The organism is Sulfitobacter pontiacus, assembly GCF_040790665.1.
In the GTDB taxonomy this organism is placed as follows: domain Bacteria; phylum Pseudomonadota; class Alphaproteobacteria; order Rhodobacterales; family Rhodobacteraceae; genus Sulfitobacter; species Sulfitobacter pontiacus.
On sequence record NZ_CP160849.1, the window covers coordinates 795,675 to 810,670 of the forward strand.

Below are 14,996 nucleotides of genomic sequence, written 5' to 3' on the forward strand. Positions count from 1 at the left end.
CCCCCTAGCGGGGTTTGTGGTAGCGGTCTTCCATGTCCTTGGCGTAGTCGCCGACACGTTTCTTGAACTTCTTGGTCAGCGAATTTTTGGCCAGTTTCAACGACTGCACCAGCAGACGGGCCGACAGGTTTTGCGGCTTGAGCTCTAGCGCGACCATGATGCGGGTGCGGCTGCGTGACAGGGCGACGAGATCAAAGCTCATGTCGCCGGTCAGCCCCTGCGAACGGGTGTTCAGCTTCATTTCGGTCGGGCGGTCAAAACGGTCCATCTCGACCTGAAGCTCGCGTCGTTTGCCGCGCATGTCAAAGGCAGCTTCCCACTGCATCCCCGGCCCCGCTTCTGCCAGCCGGTCCACGCGCTGCACCTCTGCGCCGCGGCGCATGGCGGCGCGTTCGAACTGGTCAAATTCGCACAGCATGTCGAATACCGCATCAATCGGCGCGTCGATGTCTTCTTTGGTGGAAAATTTCATGTTCTGCCTTGTTCGTCGTCTTTCCCGAAGGTTGCCTTAATCCAGCGTATCCGCAAGCCAGTTTTCCAGCAGGAAATGCGCAATCGCCCCCTTTCGGGCCGGTTTGATCTTGGGGTGTTGCCCGGCAAAGACATCCATCATGTCCTCTTTGGACACCCAAAGGGCCTCTTCGATCTCTTTGGGGTCGATGGTGATCTCGTGGCTTGTCGCCTCTCCGGCGCAGCCGAACATGAGCGACGCGGGAAAGGGCCAAGGTTGGCTCGCAAGATAGCTGACCTGACCGACCTGCACGCCCGCCTCTTCAAACACCTCGCGGCGCACGGCGGCTTCGAGCGTTTCACCCGGTTCGACAAATCCCGCCAAAAGCGAGAACATCCCCTCGGTCCAGCCCGGCGACCGCCCCATCAGGACAGAGTTGCCGTGGGTAATCAGCATGATCACAACCGGATCAGTCCGCGGGAAATGCGAGGCGCGGCACGCGGGGCAGTTGCGTTGCCAGCCTGCGTCATTCACCACGGTTTCAAAGCCGCAGCGCGCGCAGTAGCCGTGGTTTTCGTGCCACGCCAGAATGGCCTTGCCGGTCGCGGCCAGCTCGGCGTCACGCGGGCTGAGCCACGTCATCACGCGGCGCATTTCGACGAAAGCATAGTCGGGCGGCAACATCGGGTGGCGCTGTTCGCTTTGATCCACGAAAGACCCCAGCTGGCGCGGGTCGAAGTCATCGGGCATCCACGGCGACAGGTCATAGGCAAACCGCGCGGCCCCCTCTTCGCGCCCCAGCAAAATCGGAGCAGAGCCGGCATCCGCCAGAACCGGGTGATCCAGTGGCAAACGCACAACAGACGCGGGGCGTGCGGGGTCGATCAGGACCTTGCCCCGCCAGAACAGAATGGCGCGGGCGGCGTCATCGGCGCGCAATGCGGCCACGGCCTCCTTGTCGGCGCGAACCTCTCCGGCGCGGTCAAGCGCTGACCCTCCGAAAGTGACCGTCTCGGCGTGCTTCATGCGTATCCTCCCGTTTGCGTGCACCATGCCTATTGGCCAAACCGCGCGATGCCAAGGCTGCATGGCGCCGTGCCCGATAAAAACGCCCGAGATAAAAACGCCTTTGGGCCCGTCTTGCATCCCATCCGGCCCTATACTATATGGGCGGTGAGAGGTTGGTGCGGGCAGGTGCCTCGCCAACCCGGTCAGATCCGGAAGGAAGCAGCCGTAACGAGACCCACTTGGGTCGTTATCAGCCTCTCACCCCAGCGTATTTTGCGCAGCAAAATACGCGTCGCCCCGCAGGGTCATCCAAAGGATGGCCCGAGAGGGGCACCCCACCCCGCCACACTATAGTTTTGCTTATTGCCCCTGCCCCGCAGTGCCTCCATGCGTTTGGATATTGGCATTTCGGCACGGCCACAGGCAACGGGTAAGGTTACCCATGGGTAACTTAACCTGTTGTTTATAATCATTATTTTTGCGTTATAGCATCGAACGCTGTTACAGCTGCTCTGCCGCGAATGTGTCGCATTGGCCGACCTGACCGCTATCGAACCCGCGCTGGAACCAGCTGGAGCGCTGCTCGGACGTGCCGTGGGTAAAGGTGTGGGGCTGGGGGACGCGACCGGCCTGACGTTGCAGGTGGTCATCGCCGATCTTGCGCGCGGCGTTCAATGCCTCGTCCAGATCGCCCCGCTCCATCAGACCTTTGACGTTCTTGGCCCAGATGCCCGAAAAACAATCGGCCATCAGCTCGAGCCGCACGGTCAGAGCGTTCGCCTCGGCGGTCGAGGATTGGCGGCGCAGCGCGTCGACCTTGGGCAGGATGCCCAGTTCGTTCTGGACGTGGTGGGCGACCTCGTGGGCAATCACATAGGCGGCGGCGAAATCCCCGCCTGCCCCCATGCGCTGCGCCAGAAGATCAAAGAATTGCGTGTCGATATAGGCCTTTTCATCCGCAGGGCAGTAAAACGGCCCCGTCGCGCCAGAGGCCCCGCCACAGGCACTTTGCGTGACGTTGGAAAAGACAACGAGCTTGGGCGGTACATATTCGCGACCCAACTGCTGTGGGAAAATCTCGCCCCAGACATCTTCGGTGGTGGCCAGCACCTGCGCGGTGAACTGCGTGGCCTGCGCGTCAGAGTCAGAGACCGGCGCGCCCTGCTGGGTTTGCGGCGCGCCGCCCCCGTTCAGCAAGGGCGATACGTCGATGCCGGTGAAATAGCCGATCGCCAGCACCGCCAAAACGCCGACGATCCCCAGACCGCCCGCACGCCCGGCACCGCCCCCGCGCCCGCCGCGGCGGACCTCAACGTTTTTGCTTCTTCTGATGCCGCGCAACCGCATAAATCTGTCCCCGCTATGTCAAATATTATTGTCAGCGTAACGCGCGACGCGCACAATAGTTCAATGAATAAAAGCAATGAGCTGGCCGAGAACCGCACCGACTGGGCCGAAGACCGCACGATTTTGGCGAACGAGCGCACCTTTGCTGGATGGATGCGCACGGGGATGGCGTCGCTTGCGGTGGCGATCGGGCTTAAGGCGGTGTTCGGGGATTTTGATCCGACATGGGCCGCGAAAAGCGTGGCGACGATCTTTGTCGTCGCGGCGGTCTATATCTTCTGGGCGGCCCATGATGCGGCGACCAAGACGCTGGACCGGCTGAACGACCACCATGCCAATGCGCAACCCAATGCGCGGATGAAGACCCTGGCGGTGATTTTCAGCTTTGCCTCGGTTGCGGTTGGCGGCATCCTTTGGATGCTCTAGGTTCAGGGCTTCAATCGAATCTTGCAGGATCGTCATGACAGCACCCTCTGCCTATCGCGTATTGGCCCGCAAATACCGGCCTGAAACCTTTGCCGATCTGGTCGGGCAGGACGCGATGGTGCGCACGCTGAAAAACGCGTTCGAGGCGGATCGCATTGCGCAGGCGTTTATCATGACCGGCATCCGCGGGACCGGTAAAACGACGACGGCGCGGATCATCGCCAAGGGGATGAACTGCATCGGGCCGGACGGGAATGGCGGGCCGACGACGGAACCCTGCGGGGTCTGCGAACATTGCGTCGCCATTATGGAGGGCCGCCACGTCGACGTGATGGAGATGGACGCCGCATCGAACACCGGCGTCGGCAATATCCGCGAGATCATCGACAGCGTGCATTACCGCGCGGCCTCGGCCCGGTACAAAGTCTATATCATCGATGAGGTGCACATGCTGTCGACCGGCGCGTTCAACGCGCTGCTCAAGACGCTTGAGGAACCGCCCGAGCACGTCAAATTCATCTTCGCCACGACCGAGATCCGCAAGGTGCCCGTGACCGTGCTGTCGCGCTGCCAACGCTTTGATTTGCGCCGGATCGAACCCGAGGTGATGATCGCGCTGATGCGCAAGATCGCCACCGCCGAAGGGGCCGAGATTGCAGAGGATGCGCTTGCGCTGATCACCCGTGCCGCCGAAGGGTCGGCGCGCGATGCCACGTCCTTGCTGGATCAGGCAATCAGCCACGGGGCGGGCGAAACGACGGCGGTGCAGGTGCGTGCGATGCTGGGGCTGGCGGATCGCGGGCGGGTGCTGGACCTGTTCGATATGATCCTGCGCGGCGATGCGGCCGGCGCGCTGGACGAGCTGGGCAACCAGTATTCCGACGGGGCCGACCCGATGGCCGTGCTGCGCGATCTGGCCGAGATCACCCATTGGGTATCGGTGGTCAAGATCACCCCCGATGCCGCCGAAGATCCCACCGTCTCGCCCGAGGAACGCAGCCGTGGCGTCACCATGGCGGAAACCCTGCCGATGCGCGTGCTGACCCGTCTGTGGCAGATGTTGCTGAAAGCGCTGGACGAGGTAGCAAGCGCGCCCAATGCGATGATGGCCGCCGAGATGGCCGTGATCCGCCTGACCCATGTCGCCGATCTGCCCAGCCCTGAAGAGCTTGCCCGCAAGCTGGCCAATACCACGCCTCCTCCCGCCCCGCCGCAGGGTCCGGGGGGCGGGGCCGCCGTGCCCGCCGGGGGTGGATCGACCAGCGCCATGGGCAGCCAGCAGATGTCGGGCGGGCCTGCGGGCGGCGCGACGATGGCGGCACTTGCCCCGGCGGTGGCGCAGGCTTTGGCGCATTACCCGACGTTTGAACATGTGGTCGAGCTCATCCGAAGCAACCGCGACGTGAAACTGCTGGTGGAGGTCGAGACCTCGGTCCGGCTGGCGGCCTATCAACCCGGGCGGATCGAATTCACCCCCACCGAAAGCGCCCCCCGCGATCTGGCGCAGCGCCTTGGCACGCGGCTGCAACTGTGGACCGGCAACCGCTGGGCCGTGACCATCGTGGGCGACAGCAGCGCGAAAACCATCGCCGAGATCCGCGACGCCAAGGAAAACGCGCTGAAATCGCAGGCGGAAAACCACCCGTTGATGCAGGCCGTCATGGCGAGCTTTCCGGGGGCCAAGATCCTGTCGATCCGCACGCCCGAGGAAATCGCCGCCGCCGCCGTGTCCGAAGCCCTGCCCGAGGTCGAAGACGAATGGGACCCTTTCGAGGACGACTGACCCCGCCGGCCCCTGCTCTGCCCGCGACCTGTCCACGCTGGGGCACCCCTTGTCGGGGGGCGGCAAAGACCGCATATACATAAGCAAATAAAGCTACAGGAGACGACCACATGCTTAAAGGTTTGGGTGCCATGGGTGACATGGCCAAGATGATGAAGACGGCGCAGCAGATGCAGGGCAAGATGGCGCAGCTGCAAGAAGACATGCACAATATCATCGTCGAAGGGGAATCCGGTGCCGGTCTGGTCAAGGCGACCTGCACTGCCAAGGGCGAGCTGAAGTCGCTGGATATCGATCCGTCGATCTTCAACGGCGACGAGAAAGAAGTCGTCGAGGACCTGATCCTCGCCGCGATCAAGGACGCGCAGACCAAAGCCACCGACCGCGCCCAGTCCGAGATGAGCAAGCTGACCGAAGGCATGGGTCTGCCCGCGGATATGAAGCTGCCGTTCTGATCCTTCCAAATGGGGTTAAATCCTCGCCGAAGGCATTAAACTCTTTCACATCAACGCCATGGGGGTCCACAGATGAGCAGCACACGCGACATTGATGCGCTCATCGACCTGATGGCGCGGCTGCCCGGATTGGGGCCACGCTCGGCCCGCCGGGCGGTGCTGCATCTGATCCGCAAGCGCGCTCTGTTGCTGACCCCTTTGGCCGATATGATGCAGACCGTGGCGGCGACGGCGCGCGAATGCATCAACTGCGGCAATGTGGGCACCGCCGATATCTGCGACATCTGCACGTCGGAGAAACGCGCCAATGGCGAGATTTGCGTGGTCGAGGATGTTGCCGATCTGTGGGCGATGGAACGGTCGGGCGTGTTCAAGGGGCGTTATCATGTGCTGGGTGGCACGCTGTCGGCGCTCGATGCCATTGGCCCGCAGGAATTGCGCATCCCCCGGCTGATGGACCGTGTGCGCGACGAGGCCGTGTCGGAGGTTATTCTGGCGCTGAACGCCACAATCGACGGGCAGACCACGGCGCATTACATCGCGGACCAGCTTGAGGGTCAGGTGCGGTTGACCTCTCTGGCCCAGGGTGTGCCGATCGGCGGGGAGCTTGATTACCTTGACGATGGGACGATCACCGCAGCGATGCGCGCGCGCAAATCGATCTAGGGCCGCGTGGCCTTAGGCTTTCCGATCCGCCAGCCGTTTGCGCATCTGTGCAAGTTCAATCAGGGCGGCGTCGCGTTCGGCCTCTAGCTGGGCGATGCTGCGGCCTGCGGCCTCAATGTTCACCCCGTCGACCAGACGCGCGCATGTCTCGGCGTCGAGCGTAGGCGCGCCGAGATTATCCCAACGTTTCTGCTGGCTTGGCCCGAGATGCGCCAGATAGCCCGCCATGCCTCCGGCGCCCCCGCCAAGGTGATAGGCCATATGCGCCCCCAGCACCGACCAGCGCAGCCCCGGGCCGTTGACCAGCGCCTGATCCACCGCGTCGACATCGGCGATGCCCTCGGCGACGATATGCACCGCCTCGCGCCAGAGCGCCGAGGACAGCCGGTTGGCGATATGCCCCACCGCATCTTTTTTCAGCCGTACGGGCGCAGAGCCGAGGCTGCGGTAGAACCCTTCGGCCCAGTCGAGCACGTTCGTGTCAGGGCCGTAGACTTCGACCAGCGGCACCAGATGGGGCGGATTGAAGGGATGTGCGGTGATCAGCCGGCCGGGGTGCCGCATCCCCGGCACAAGATCCGACCACGGGTGCGCCGAGGTGCTGGAGGCGATAATCACATCCGGCGCGACGATAGTTTCGATCTGTGCGTAAAGCTGGTGTTTCAGCGGCACGTTCTCGGGCGCGTTTTCCTGGATCAGCACAACGTCTTGCAGGGCGTCTTGCAAGCTCTCGTGGATTGAAAGCGCGCCTTGGGGGGCTGCCCCTGCCGAGATTTCTTGCAGTTGCGCCAAGGGCCCCGCCACGCGGGCGGCGAAACCGTCGCGGGCACCTGTGTCAGGGTCCCACGCGCGGACGCTGTGGCCTGCGTGCTGGAACAGCGCGGCCCAGCTTGCGCCGATCAACCCGCAGCCGATGACGGCCACGGTGCAGCGGGGCATCATCGAGGTCGTGTCAGTCAACCGACAGCACCGTTTCCTGCCCGTTTTCAAGCACATAGACGCAGCCCTGCCGGTTTGACAGCTGGCCCAGCTCGGCGCGGTTCAACCCGCAGAGCGCACCGCGCAAAAGCTGGCCGCTGAGCCCGTGAGCGACCACGACGGTGGGTTCGGTCAGCGTGTCGACAAAGGCATTCACCCGCGCCTGAAACACGTCAAAGCCTTCGCCACCGGGGGCGGCACAATAGAATTCCATATGCGGGCTTTGCGCCGTGATGCCTTCGGGGAGGTTCTTGAAGATATCGGCGCGCAGGTGGCCTTCCCAATCGCCGGCGAAGATCTCTTTCAGGCGGTCGTCGGTCTGGTAGTCCCGCCCGCCAAGCGCGATATCCGCGGTCTGGCGCGTGCGTTTAAGCGGCGACACGATGCAGGGCGGGTTCTGCGCAAGGATCGGGGCCATCAGTTCCGACTGCTGCTGCGCATGGACCCTGCCCCGTTCGGAGAGCACGGATTCGGTCTGGCCCTGCACCCTCCCTTCTGCGTTCCATTCGGTTTCACCGTGCCGCAGGAACCAGACTTTGGGATAGGATTTCATGACGTGGGGCCTTTTATCGCGTTGAGTTGCCTAGCACTTTGGCTCAAGCGCGCGCAGAACGCCACCCACACAAAAATCAAGCAAGAGCGGGCGATACACCATAGGGCTTTCGCGCCGATCACTTTGCGACAGGCCCGCGATGCGGATGCCGCTTGCGACGATAGACACCATCGAGGACACGGTCAGCGACAGCACCGCAGCAAGCTGTTCACGGTCGGAATCGGGACGCAGACGCTCCATTTCGTCAAGGTAGATAGAGGCAACGCGATCATAAAGCGGCCCTGCCTCGCGGTAATAGCGTTCGTCAGACATGATCCGCGCCACCAGCTGCGCATAGGCCCGCCATTGCGGATCCCCGCGCGAGGCGATTTCGAGATACGGGGTGACATAGGCATCGATCAGCGTTTCCAGCGTGAGCCGCTCTGTCGATTTGAGCGCATCAAGCCGCGCCATGCGCATGGCGTTGAGCGTTTCGACCCGCCGTTTCAGCACGGTCACGAAAAGCTCTTGCTTTGTTCCCCCGTGAAAGCCGACCACACCCAGCGTGACTTCGGCTTCGCGCGCGATCCGGCGGATGCTGACCGCATCAAAGCCAAGCTCGGCGAAGCAACGCTCTGCCGCGTCGAGCACGCGTTCGCGGGTGATCTCGCCGCGGGCGACGCGACCATCCTTGCTTGTGCCGTCTTCCTTTCGGTCCGTCATGACACCCCGGTCCCTCTGATCAGGCCATCAAGGTGCATGACCTGCGCGTTGCGCGGTCCGGCAGTGGTCACACATGCCCCGCAGTTGATATTATTGCGGCGCTTCAGCATTTTTCGCAAACTTTATCAAAAATCAAAGTAAACCAGTTCGTTGCCTCGGGATTTGGGTGCGCTTAGCGACATCGGCTTTGCTTTGCGACCAAGAATTGCACCGAATCACCTGTTACCAGAGGACACCTCCCCCTGATGGTTGAACAAATGGGCTGAGCGACACGGTATGGGCTAACGATCCACACTTACCGCGTGTGTAAGCGCTAACGGCATCAACCCCGATCTGGCTGCGGATAGGTGAGTGATTCGTTTTGCATTCCCGCGGGGTGCGCTATGTGGTGGCATGGGCGTCGCCCTGCGCGTTTCGCCGCCGCTGGTCGCAGTTTCGCTGCCTCTGCGACGCGGGGGAGGTGGATATTTCAAACTAAGTGTACTATCGCATACCAAACTTCAGGAAAGGCTGGATACCATGGCTGACACACAGACACCCGACATCATTTACACGCAGGTCGATGAGGCCCCCGAACTGGCAAGCTATTCGCTGCTGCCGATCATCCGCAGCTTTGCCGATGCGGCAGGGGTTTCTGTGGGCACCCGTGATATCTCTTTGTCGGGGCGTATTCTGGCAGCCTTCCCCGACGCGCTGACCGAGGCGCAAAAACAGTCCGACGATCTGGCGATCCTGGGCGATCTGGTGAAAACGCCCGACGCCAATGTGATCAAGCTGCCGAATATCTCTGCCTCGGTGCCGCAGTTGGTCGCCGCGATCAAGGAATTGCAGGGTCAGGGCTATGCGCTGCCCGACTATCCCGAAGCGCCAAGCACCGACGCGGAAAAGAAAGCCCGCGCGGCCTATGACGCGATCAAGGGCTCTGCGGTGAACCCCGTTCTGCGCGAAGGCAACTCGGACCGTCGCGCGGCCAATGCGGTCAAGAAATACGCGATGGCGAACCCCCATTCGATGGGCACATGGTCCAAGGACAGCAAAACCAAAGTATCGTCGATGTCGGGCGGTGATTTCTTCTCGAACGAGAAATCCCTGACGCTGACCGACGCGCAAGCCGGCGCGGCCAAGATCGTGCATGTCGCCGCCGACGGGACCGAGACCGTGTTGAAGGATGGCGTTTCTTTCCCCGCGGGCACTGTGGTCGACACCACCTTCATGTCTGCCAAGGCGCTGGACAAATTCCTGGCCGAGCAGATCGAAGAGACCAAGAAAGACGGCACGCTGTTCTCGTTGCACATGAAAGCGACGATGATGAAAGTGTCGGACCCGATCATCTTTGGCCACGCTGTGCGGGAATATCTGAAGCCCGTCTTCGACAAATACGGTGACGCGTTGAAAGCGGCGGGTGTGAACCCGAACGCAGGCATCGGCGACATGATGGAGCGGATCAAGGACAACGCCGAGATCACCCAAGCCGTCAAAGACGCGATGGATGCACGCCCGCCGATGTATATGGTGAATTCCGACAAAGGGATCACCAACCTGCACGTCCCATCCGACGTGATCATCGACGCGTCCATGCCCGCGCTGATCCGCGCTGGCGGCAAGGGCTGGGGCCCCGACAACAAGGAACACGACACCAACTGCGTGATCCCCGACAACTCTTACGCTCCGGTCTATGAAGAAAGCATTAATTACTTCAAGGAAACCGGCGCGCTGGACCCGACGACCTCGGGCACTGTGCAGAACATCGGTTTGATGGCGCAGAAAGCCGAGGAATACGGGTCGCACCCCACCACGTTCGAAATCCCCGCGGACGGCACCGTGAAAATGATCGCCGCCAATGGCGACGTGATTTCCGAGCACAGCGTAGAGGCGAACGACATCTGGCGCGCGGCCTCGGCCCGCAAGGCCCCGATCGAGGACTGGGTACAGCTGGCCATCGACCGTCAGAAAGCCGAAGGCTGCGAGGCGATCTTCTGGCTGGACGAGAACCGCGCCCACGACGCAGAGCTGATCGCCTACGTAAAGCCGATCCTTGAAGCCAAGGGCGTGGCCGACAAGTTCCAGATCATGTCCCCCGCCAAGGCCACGCGCCAGACGCTGGAGACAATCCGCAAGGGCGAGAATTCGATCGCGATCACCGGCAACGTGCTGCGCGACTATCTGACCGACCTGTTCCCCATTCTGGAACTGGGCACCTCGGCCAAGATGCTGTCGATCGTCAAGCTGATGCAGGGCGGTGGCTTGTTTGAAACGGGTGCCGGCGGGTCTGCCCCCAAGCACGTGCAGCAGCTTGTTGAAGAAAACCACCTGCGGTGGGACAGCCTGGGCGAGTTCTGTGCGCTTGGGGAGAGCCTCAAGTTCCTCGCGGACCAGAAGGACAATGCCAAGGCCGCCGTCCTGGGCAAAGCCGTAGACGCCGCGACCCAAGGCATTCTGGACAACAACAAATCGCCATCGCGCAAAGTGGGCGAGCCGGACAACCGCGCCAGCCACTATTACTTTGCCCTCTATTGGGCACAGGCGCTGGCCAGCCAAAGCGACGACGCCGCATTGGCTGAACATTTTGCCCCCATCGCTGAAAAACTGGCGGCGAATGAGGACAAGATCATGGCCGAGCTGGCAGAGGTTCAGGGCAAAGCGGTCGATCTGGGCGGGTACTTCCATTCGGACCCCGCCAAGACCGAAGCGGTGATGCGGCCGTCGGCCACGTTGAACGCCATCATCGGCTAAGGCACCACAGCATCGCGACCTATCCGCCCCGTCCTTTTGCAAAAGGGCGGGGCGTTTTCTTTGGGAACCATTCGCAGGCACTGCCGGTTGTTTGACCGGCACCTTGCCGCACCGTCGGCAACAAACCGTCCCGCGCCCTTGCTGTCAGTTGATCCCTGCACGCATTCCTTCTATCGAAGAGGGCAGTATTTTAACGCTGATAGATCAGGATATTTCATGACCAAGCCGTTGCCCAAAGTCACGCCGAACACATGGGAATTTCTGCGCGACCCCATGATCGCCCCCACCGGTTTTCGCGAATATGACGCGCGCTGGCAGTACCCCGAGGCGATCAACCTGCCCGGCATCACAGCACTTGGCCTTGGTCTGGGCACGCAGATGCAACAGCGCGGGATCGAGCCCGTTATCGCTGTGGGCAATGATTACCGCGACTATTCCCTATCGATTAAAAATGCGCTGATTTTGGGCCTGATGCAGGCGGGTATTCACGTCAAGGATATCGGCCCCTGCCTGTCGCCCATGGCCTATTTCGCGCAATTCCATCTGGATGCGCCCGCGGTGGCGATGGTCACCGCCTCGCATAACCCCAATGGCTGGACCGGCGTGAAGATGGGCTTTGAACGCCCGCTGACACACGGCCCCGACGAGATGGCCGAACTGCGCGATATCGTTCTGGAAGGGCGTGGCGAACAGCGCGAAGGCGGCAAGTATGAATTCGTCGACGGTGTGCGCGAAGCCTATCTGGATGATCTGGTGGGTGACTTCAAAATGACCCGTAAGCTCAAGGTCGTCTGCGCCACGGGGAACGGGACGGCCGCCGCCTTTGCGCCCGAACTGTTCCGCCGTCTGGGGGTCGAGGTGGTCGATAGCCACAACACGCTGGATTACACGTTCCCGCATTACAACCCGAACCCCGAAGCGATGGAAATGCTGCATGATATGTCCGACAGCGTAAAAGCCTCGGGCGCGGATTTCGCGCTTGGGTTTGACGGCGACGGCGACCGCTGCGGCGTGGTGGATGACGAGGGCGAAGAGATTTTCGCCGACAAGATGGGCGTCATCATGGCGCGCGATCTGTCCGCGATTTACCCCAACAGCACCTTTGTCGCCGATGTGAAATCGAGCGGGCTTTATGCCTCTGACCCTGTTTTGCAGGCCAATGGCGTTACGGCGGACTATTGGAAAACCGGCCACAGCCACATGAAACGGCGGGTCAAACAGTTGGGCGCGCTGGCGGGGTTCGAGAAGTCGGGCCACTACTTCCTGGCTGAACCCATCGGGCGTGGCTATGACTGCGGCATGCGCGTTGCGGTCGAAGTCTGCAAACTGATGGACCGTAACCCCGACATGAAGATGTCGGACCTGCGCCGCGCCCTGCCCCACACATATTCCACCCCCACCATGTCGCCCTATGCGTCGGACGAGGACAAATACGATATCCTCGACCGGATCGTCGCCAAGTTGAAAGACGTGACCGAGTTGGGCGGCCGCCCCGTGAAAGAGGTCGTGGCCGTGAATGGCGCGCGGGTGATCCTGGACAACGGCAGCTGGGGGCTGGTGCGCGCCTCTTCGAACACGCCGAACCTTGTGGTGGTCTGCGAAAGCTCTGAATCCGAGGAAGAATTGCGCGCGATCTTTGCCGATCTGGACGCGGTGATCCGGACAGAGCCGGAGGTTGGCGACTACGATCAAACCTTCTGATTGCATCAAGACTCGCCAGAATCCTCTAAGTTGAGTAAATGTTGATGTGTCTGCCCCCTCGGGCAGGCACATTTTTCGTTTAGGGGCCCTGATGGTAAAACGCGCGCTGATCACCGGTATCACCGGTCAAGACGGGTCCTATCTGGCGGAGTTTTTGCTGGACAAAGGATACGAGGTGCACGGGATCAAGCGGCGGTCGTCATCTCTTAATACGCAGCGGATTGATCATATTTATCAAGACCCTCACGAGGATGATCCCGATCTGATCCTGCATTATGGCGATCTCACCGACAGTTCGAACCTGACGCGGATCATGCGCGAGGTGCAGCCGGACGAGGTCTATAACCTTGGCGCGCAAAGCCATGTCGCGGTCAGTTTCGAGACGCCCGAATATACGACAGAGGTGAACGCCAACGGGGCTCTGCGGTTGCTAGAGGCGATCCGGTTTCTGGGGTTGGAAAAAAAGACCCGCTTTTACCAAGCATCAACTTCTGAGCTGTATGGCTTGGTGCAAGAGACACCACAGACGGAGGAAACACCCTTTCACCCGCGCAGCCCCTATGCGGTTGCCAAGATGTACGCCTATTGGATCACGGTTAATTATCGCGAGGCCTATGGGATCTATGCCTGCAACGGCATCCTTTTTAACCACGAAAGCGCCCGCCGTGGCGAAACCTTTGTCACGCGCAAGATCACGCGCGGCTTGGCCAATATCGCGCAGGGGTTGGAGGGGTGTCTTTATATGGGCAACCTCGACGCGCTGCGCGATTGGGGACACGCCAAGGATTATGTGCGCATGCAGTGGATGATGCTGCAGCAGGACGTGGCAGAGGATTTCGTGATCGCCACCGGCGTGCAGTATTCCGTGCGCCAGTTCATCACATGGTCGGCGGCAGAGCTTGGGATCAGCCTGCGGTTTGAAGGCACGGGCGTGGATGAATATGCTGTTGTCGATAGCGTTATTGGGGAGGATGCCCCCGCGGTCAGCCCCGGCGATGTGGTGATGCGTATTGATCCGCAGTATTTCCGCCCCGCCGAGGTGGAGACGTTGCTGGGATCGCCCGCCAAGGCGAAGAAGAAACTCGGGTGGGAGCCGCAAATCACCGCGCAAGAGATGTGTGCAGAGATGGTGGCGAATGACCTCAAGATCGCACGGCGGCATGCGTTGTTGAAAGAGCACGGGCTGGATCTGCCGATCCCGCTCGAGAACGGGTAGGCCCATGCGGAAATTCTATATCGCAGGGCATCGCGGCATGGTCGGCGGGGCGATCTTGCGGCAGTTGCAGGCGCGACAGGATGCTGGGGAGGCGTTGGAACTGGTGACGCGGACCCGTGCAGAACTGGACCTGACCGATCAAGCGGCGGTGCGCGAATTTATGGCGACGGAGCGTCCGGATGTGGTGATCCTCGCCGCGGCCAAGGTTGGCGGGATCATGGCGAACAACACATATCCCGCTGAGTTTATTTACGAAAACCTGATGATCGAATGTAATGTGATCCATCAGGCGTTCGCGGCGGGGGTTCAACAGCTGCTGCAACTGGGCAGCTCTTGCATCTATCCGCGTGACGCGGCGCAGCCGATGGCCGAAAATGCCCTGCTGACCGGCCCGCTTGAGCCCACGAACGAGCCCTACGCCATCGCCAAGATCGCCGGCATTAAACTTTGCGAAAGTTATAACCGGCAATATGGCGTGGATTATCGCAGTGTGATGCCAACGAATCTTTATGGGCCGGGGGATAATTTTCATCCGCAGAACAGCCATGTTTTGCCTGCCCTGATCCGCCGTTTCCATGAGGCCGCCCGAGACGGGGCGGCGGAGGTGGTGATTTGGGGCAGCGGCAAACCGATGCGGGAATTCCTGCATGTGGACGATATGGCGGAAGCGTCGCTGTTTGTGCTCGACCTGCCGCGTGATGTTTACGCTGCGCAGACGCACCCGATGCAAAGCCATATCAACGTGGGCACGGGCCGCGACATCAGCATCGCGGCGCTGGCGCAGATGGTGGCGGAGGTGACGGGGTTCAAAGGGCGGCTGGTGTTCGATACGTCGAAGCTAGACGGGACGATGCGCAAGCTGATGGATGTCTCGCGTTTGGCGGATATGGGGTGGCGCGCGCGGATCGATCTGAAAGACGGGCTGCGGGAGACGTATGATTGGTTTTTGCGACAGGATCACCTGCGCACCTAAATCT

Annotated in this window: 14 protein-coding genes and 1 other RNA gene; 9 read left to right on the forward strand and 6 right to left on the reverse strand. The window is 61.4% G+C overall.

The features are described 5' to 3' along the window. Positions 1–4: 4 nt before the first annotated feature. The gene (locus AB1495_RS04015; protein WP_005850040.1) at positions 5–472 is read right to left on the reverse strand and encodes an SRPBCC family protein; all 468 of its coding nucleotides are present in this window, start codon (positions 470–472) and stop codon (positions 5–7) included. Between the two features lie 36 nt (positions 473–508). Continuing rightward, positions 509–1,477: an NAD(+) diphosphatase gene (gene nudC, locus AB1495_RS04020; protein ID WP_074637262.1), complete on the reverse strand. Its 969-nt coding sequence runs from the start codon at positions 1,475–1,477 to the stop codon at positions 509–511. Positions 1,478–1,625: 148 nt separating this feature from the next. On the opposite strand from nudC, the gene ffs reads away from it, so the two are divergent. Beyond that, positions 1,626–1,723: signal recognition particle sRNA small type (gene ffs / locus AB1495_RS04025), an RNA gene on the forward strand. Positions 1,724–1,960: 237 nt separating this feature from the next. Here ffs and AB1495_RS04030 read toward each other — a convergent pair. Then, entirely contained in the window at positions 1,961–2,806 is an 846-nt protein-coding gene (locus AB1495_RS04030; RefSeq protein ID WP_005850043.1) for a neutral zinc metallopeptidase, read from the reverse strand. A 63-nt stretch (positions 2,807–2,869) separates the two neighbouring features. Here AB1495_RS04030 and AB1495_RS04035 point away from each other — a divergent pair, with 63 nt between their 5' ends. The 4 genes from AB1495_RS04035 to recR all read left to right on the forward strand — a co-directional run bounded on the left by AB1495_RS04035 (position 2,870) and on the right by recR (position 6,136). Next, positions 2,870–3,232 (forward strand): DUF202 domain-containing protein, encoded by a 363-nt coding sequence (locus tag AB1495_RS04035; RefSeq protein WP_037966831.1) that lies wholly within the window; start codon positions 2,870–2,872, stop codon positions 3,230–3,232. Between the two features lie 34 nt (positions 3,233–3,266). Then, positions 3,267–5,015, forward strand: coding sequence for a DNA polymerase III subunit gamma/tau (locus AB1495_RS04040; RefSeq protein WP_074637264.1), 1,749 nt, complete (start codon positions 3,267–3,269; stop codon positions 5,013–5,015). Positions 5,016–5,125: 110 nt separating this feature from the next. Continuing rightward, entirely contained in the window at positions 5,126–5,470 is a 345-nt protein-coding gene (locus AB1495_RS04045) for a YbaB/EbfC family nucleoid-associated protein (protein ID WP_005850050.1), read from the forward strand. 72 nt (positions 5,471–5,542) lie between these two features. Further along, on the forward strand, positions 5,543–6,136 hold the full coding sequence (gene recR, locus AB1495_RS04050; protein ID WP_005850052.1) for a recombination mediator RecR: 594 nt from the start codon (positions 5,543–5,545) through the stop codon (positions 6,134–6,136). Positions 6,137–6,148: 12 nt separating this feature from the next. On the opposite strand, the gene AB1495_RS04055 is transcribed toward recR, so the two are convergent. Genes AB1495_RS04055 through AB1495_RS04065 form a run of 3 tightly spaced genes read right to left on the reverse strand, consistent with a single transcriptional unit; the run spans position 6,149 to position 8,369 of the window. Beyond that, a complete protein-coding gene (locus AB1495_RS04055; RefSeq protein WP_074637266.1) occupies positions 6,149–7,096 on the reverse strand; it encodes a 3-hydroxyacyl-CoA dehydrogenase NAD-binding domain-containing protein in 948 nt (315 codons plus the stop codon). Beyond that, on the reverse strand, positions 7,089–7,667 hold the full coding sequence (locus AB1495_RS04060; RefSeq protein ID WP_074637267.1) for a histidine phosphatase family protein: 579 nt from the start codon (positions 7,665–7,667) through the stop codon (positions 7,089–7,091). The genes AB1495_RS04055 and AB1495_RS04060 overlap by 8 nt, the downstream gene beginning before the upstream one ends. A gap of 30 nt (positions 7,668–7,697) precedes the next feature. Beyond that, entirely contained in the window at positions 7,698–8,369 is a 672-nt protein-coding gene (locus AB1495_RS04065; protein WP_037966840.1) for a TetR/AcrR family transcriptional regulator, read from the reverse strand. Positions 8,370–8,888: 519 nt separating this feature from the next. Between AB1495_RS04065 and AB1495_RS04070 the strand changes: the two genes are divergently transcribed. The 4 genes from AB1495_RS04070 to AB1495_RS04085 all read left to right on the forward strand — a co-directional run bounded on the left by AB1495_RS04070 (position 8,889) and on the right by AB1495_RS04085 (position 14,992). Continuing rightward, positions 8,889–11,102, forward strand: a complete 2,214-nt coding sequence (locus AB1495_RS04070) for an NADP-dependent isocitrate dehydrogenase (protein WP_074637269.1) — start codon at positions 8,889–8,891, stop codon at positions 11,100–11,102. A 216-nt stretch (positions 11,103–11,318) separates the two neighbouring features. Beyond that, on the forward strand, positions 11,319–12,803 hold the full coding sequence (locus AB1495_RS04075) for a phosphomannomutase/phosphoglucomutase (protein WP_074637270.1): 1,485 nt from the start codon (positions 11,319–11,321) through the stop codon (positions 12,801–12,803). Between the two features lie 91 nt (positions 12,804–12,894). Continuing rightward, positions 12,895–14,019, forward strand: coding sequence for a GDP-mannose 4,6-dehydratase (gene gmd / locus AB1495_RS04080; RefSeq protein ID WP_074637272.1), 1,125 nt, complete (start codon positions 12,895–12,897; stop codon positions 14,017–14,019). A gap of 4 nt (positions 14,020–14,023) precedes the next feature. Beyond that, entirely contained in the window at positions 14,024–14,992 is a 969-nt protein-coding gene (locus AB1495_RS04085) for a GDP-L-fucose synthase (RefSeq protein ID WP_074637274.1), read from the forward strand. Positions 14,993–14,996 lie beyond the last annotated feature (4 nt).

Excerpts from the sequence above, each read along its gene's own strand:
- AB1495_RS04015 (WP_005850040.1), bottom strand. The coding sequence starts at position 472 with ATGAAATTTTCCACCAAAGAAGACATCGACGCGCCGATTGATGCGGTA.
- nudC (WP_074637262.1), bottom strand. The coding sequence starts at position 1,477 with ATGAAGCACGCCGAGACGGTCACTTTCGGAGGGTCAGCGCTTGACCGC.
- AB1495_RS04030 (WP_005850043.1), bottom strand. The coding sequence starts at position 2,806 with ATGCGGTTGCGCGGCATCAGAAGAAGCAAAAACGTTGAGGTCCGCCGC.
- AB1495_RS04035 (WP_037966831.1), top strand. The coding sequence starts at position 2,870 with ATGAATAAAAGCAATGAGCTGGCCGAGAACCGCACCGACTGGGCCGAA.
- AB1495_RS04040 (WP_074637264.1), top strand. The coding sequence starts at position 3,267 with ATGACAGCACCCTCTGCCTATCGCGTATTGGCCCGCAAATACCGGCCT.
- AB1495_RS04045 (WP_005850050.1), top strand. The coding sequence starts at position 5,126 with ATGCTTAAAGGTTTGGGTGCCATGGGTGACATGGCCAAGATGATGAAG.
- recR (WP_005850052.1), top strand. The coding sequence starts at position 5,543 with ATGAGCAGCACACGCGACATTGATGCGCTCATCGACCTGATGGCGCGG.
- AB1495_RS04060 (WP_074637267.1), bottom strand. The coding sequence starts at position 7,667 with ATGAAATCCTATCCCAAAGTCTGGTTCCTGCGGCACGGTGAAACCGAA.
- AB1495_RS04065 (WP_037966840.1), bottom strand. The coding sequence starts at position 8,369 with ATGACGGACCGAAAGGAAGACGGCACAAGCAAGGATGGTCGCGTCGCC.
- AB1495_RS04070 (WP_074637269.1), top strand. The coding sequence starts at position 8,889 with ATGGCTGACACACAGACACCCGACATCATTTACACGCAGGTCGATGAG.
- AB1495_RS04075 (WP_074637270.1), top strand. The coding sequence starts at position 11,319 with ATGACCAAGCCGTTGCCCAAAGTCACGCCGAACACATGGGAATTTCTG.
- gmd (WP_074637272.1), top strand. The coding sequence starts at position 12,895 with ATGGTAAAACGCGCGCTGATCACCGGTATCACCGGTCAAGACGGGTCC.
- AB1495_RS04085 (WP_074637274.1), top strand. The coding sequence starts at position 14,024 with ATGCGGAAATTCTATATCGCAGGGCATCGCGGCATGGTCGGCGGGGCG.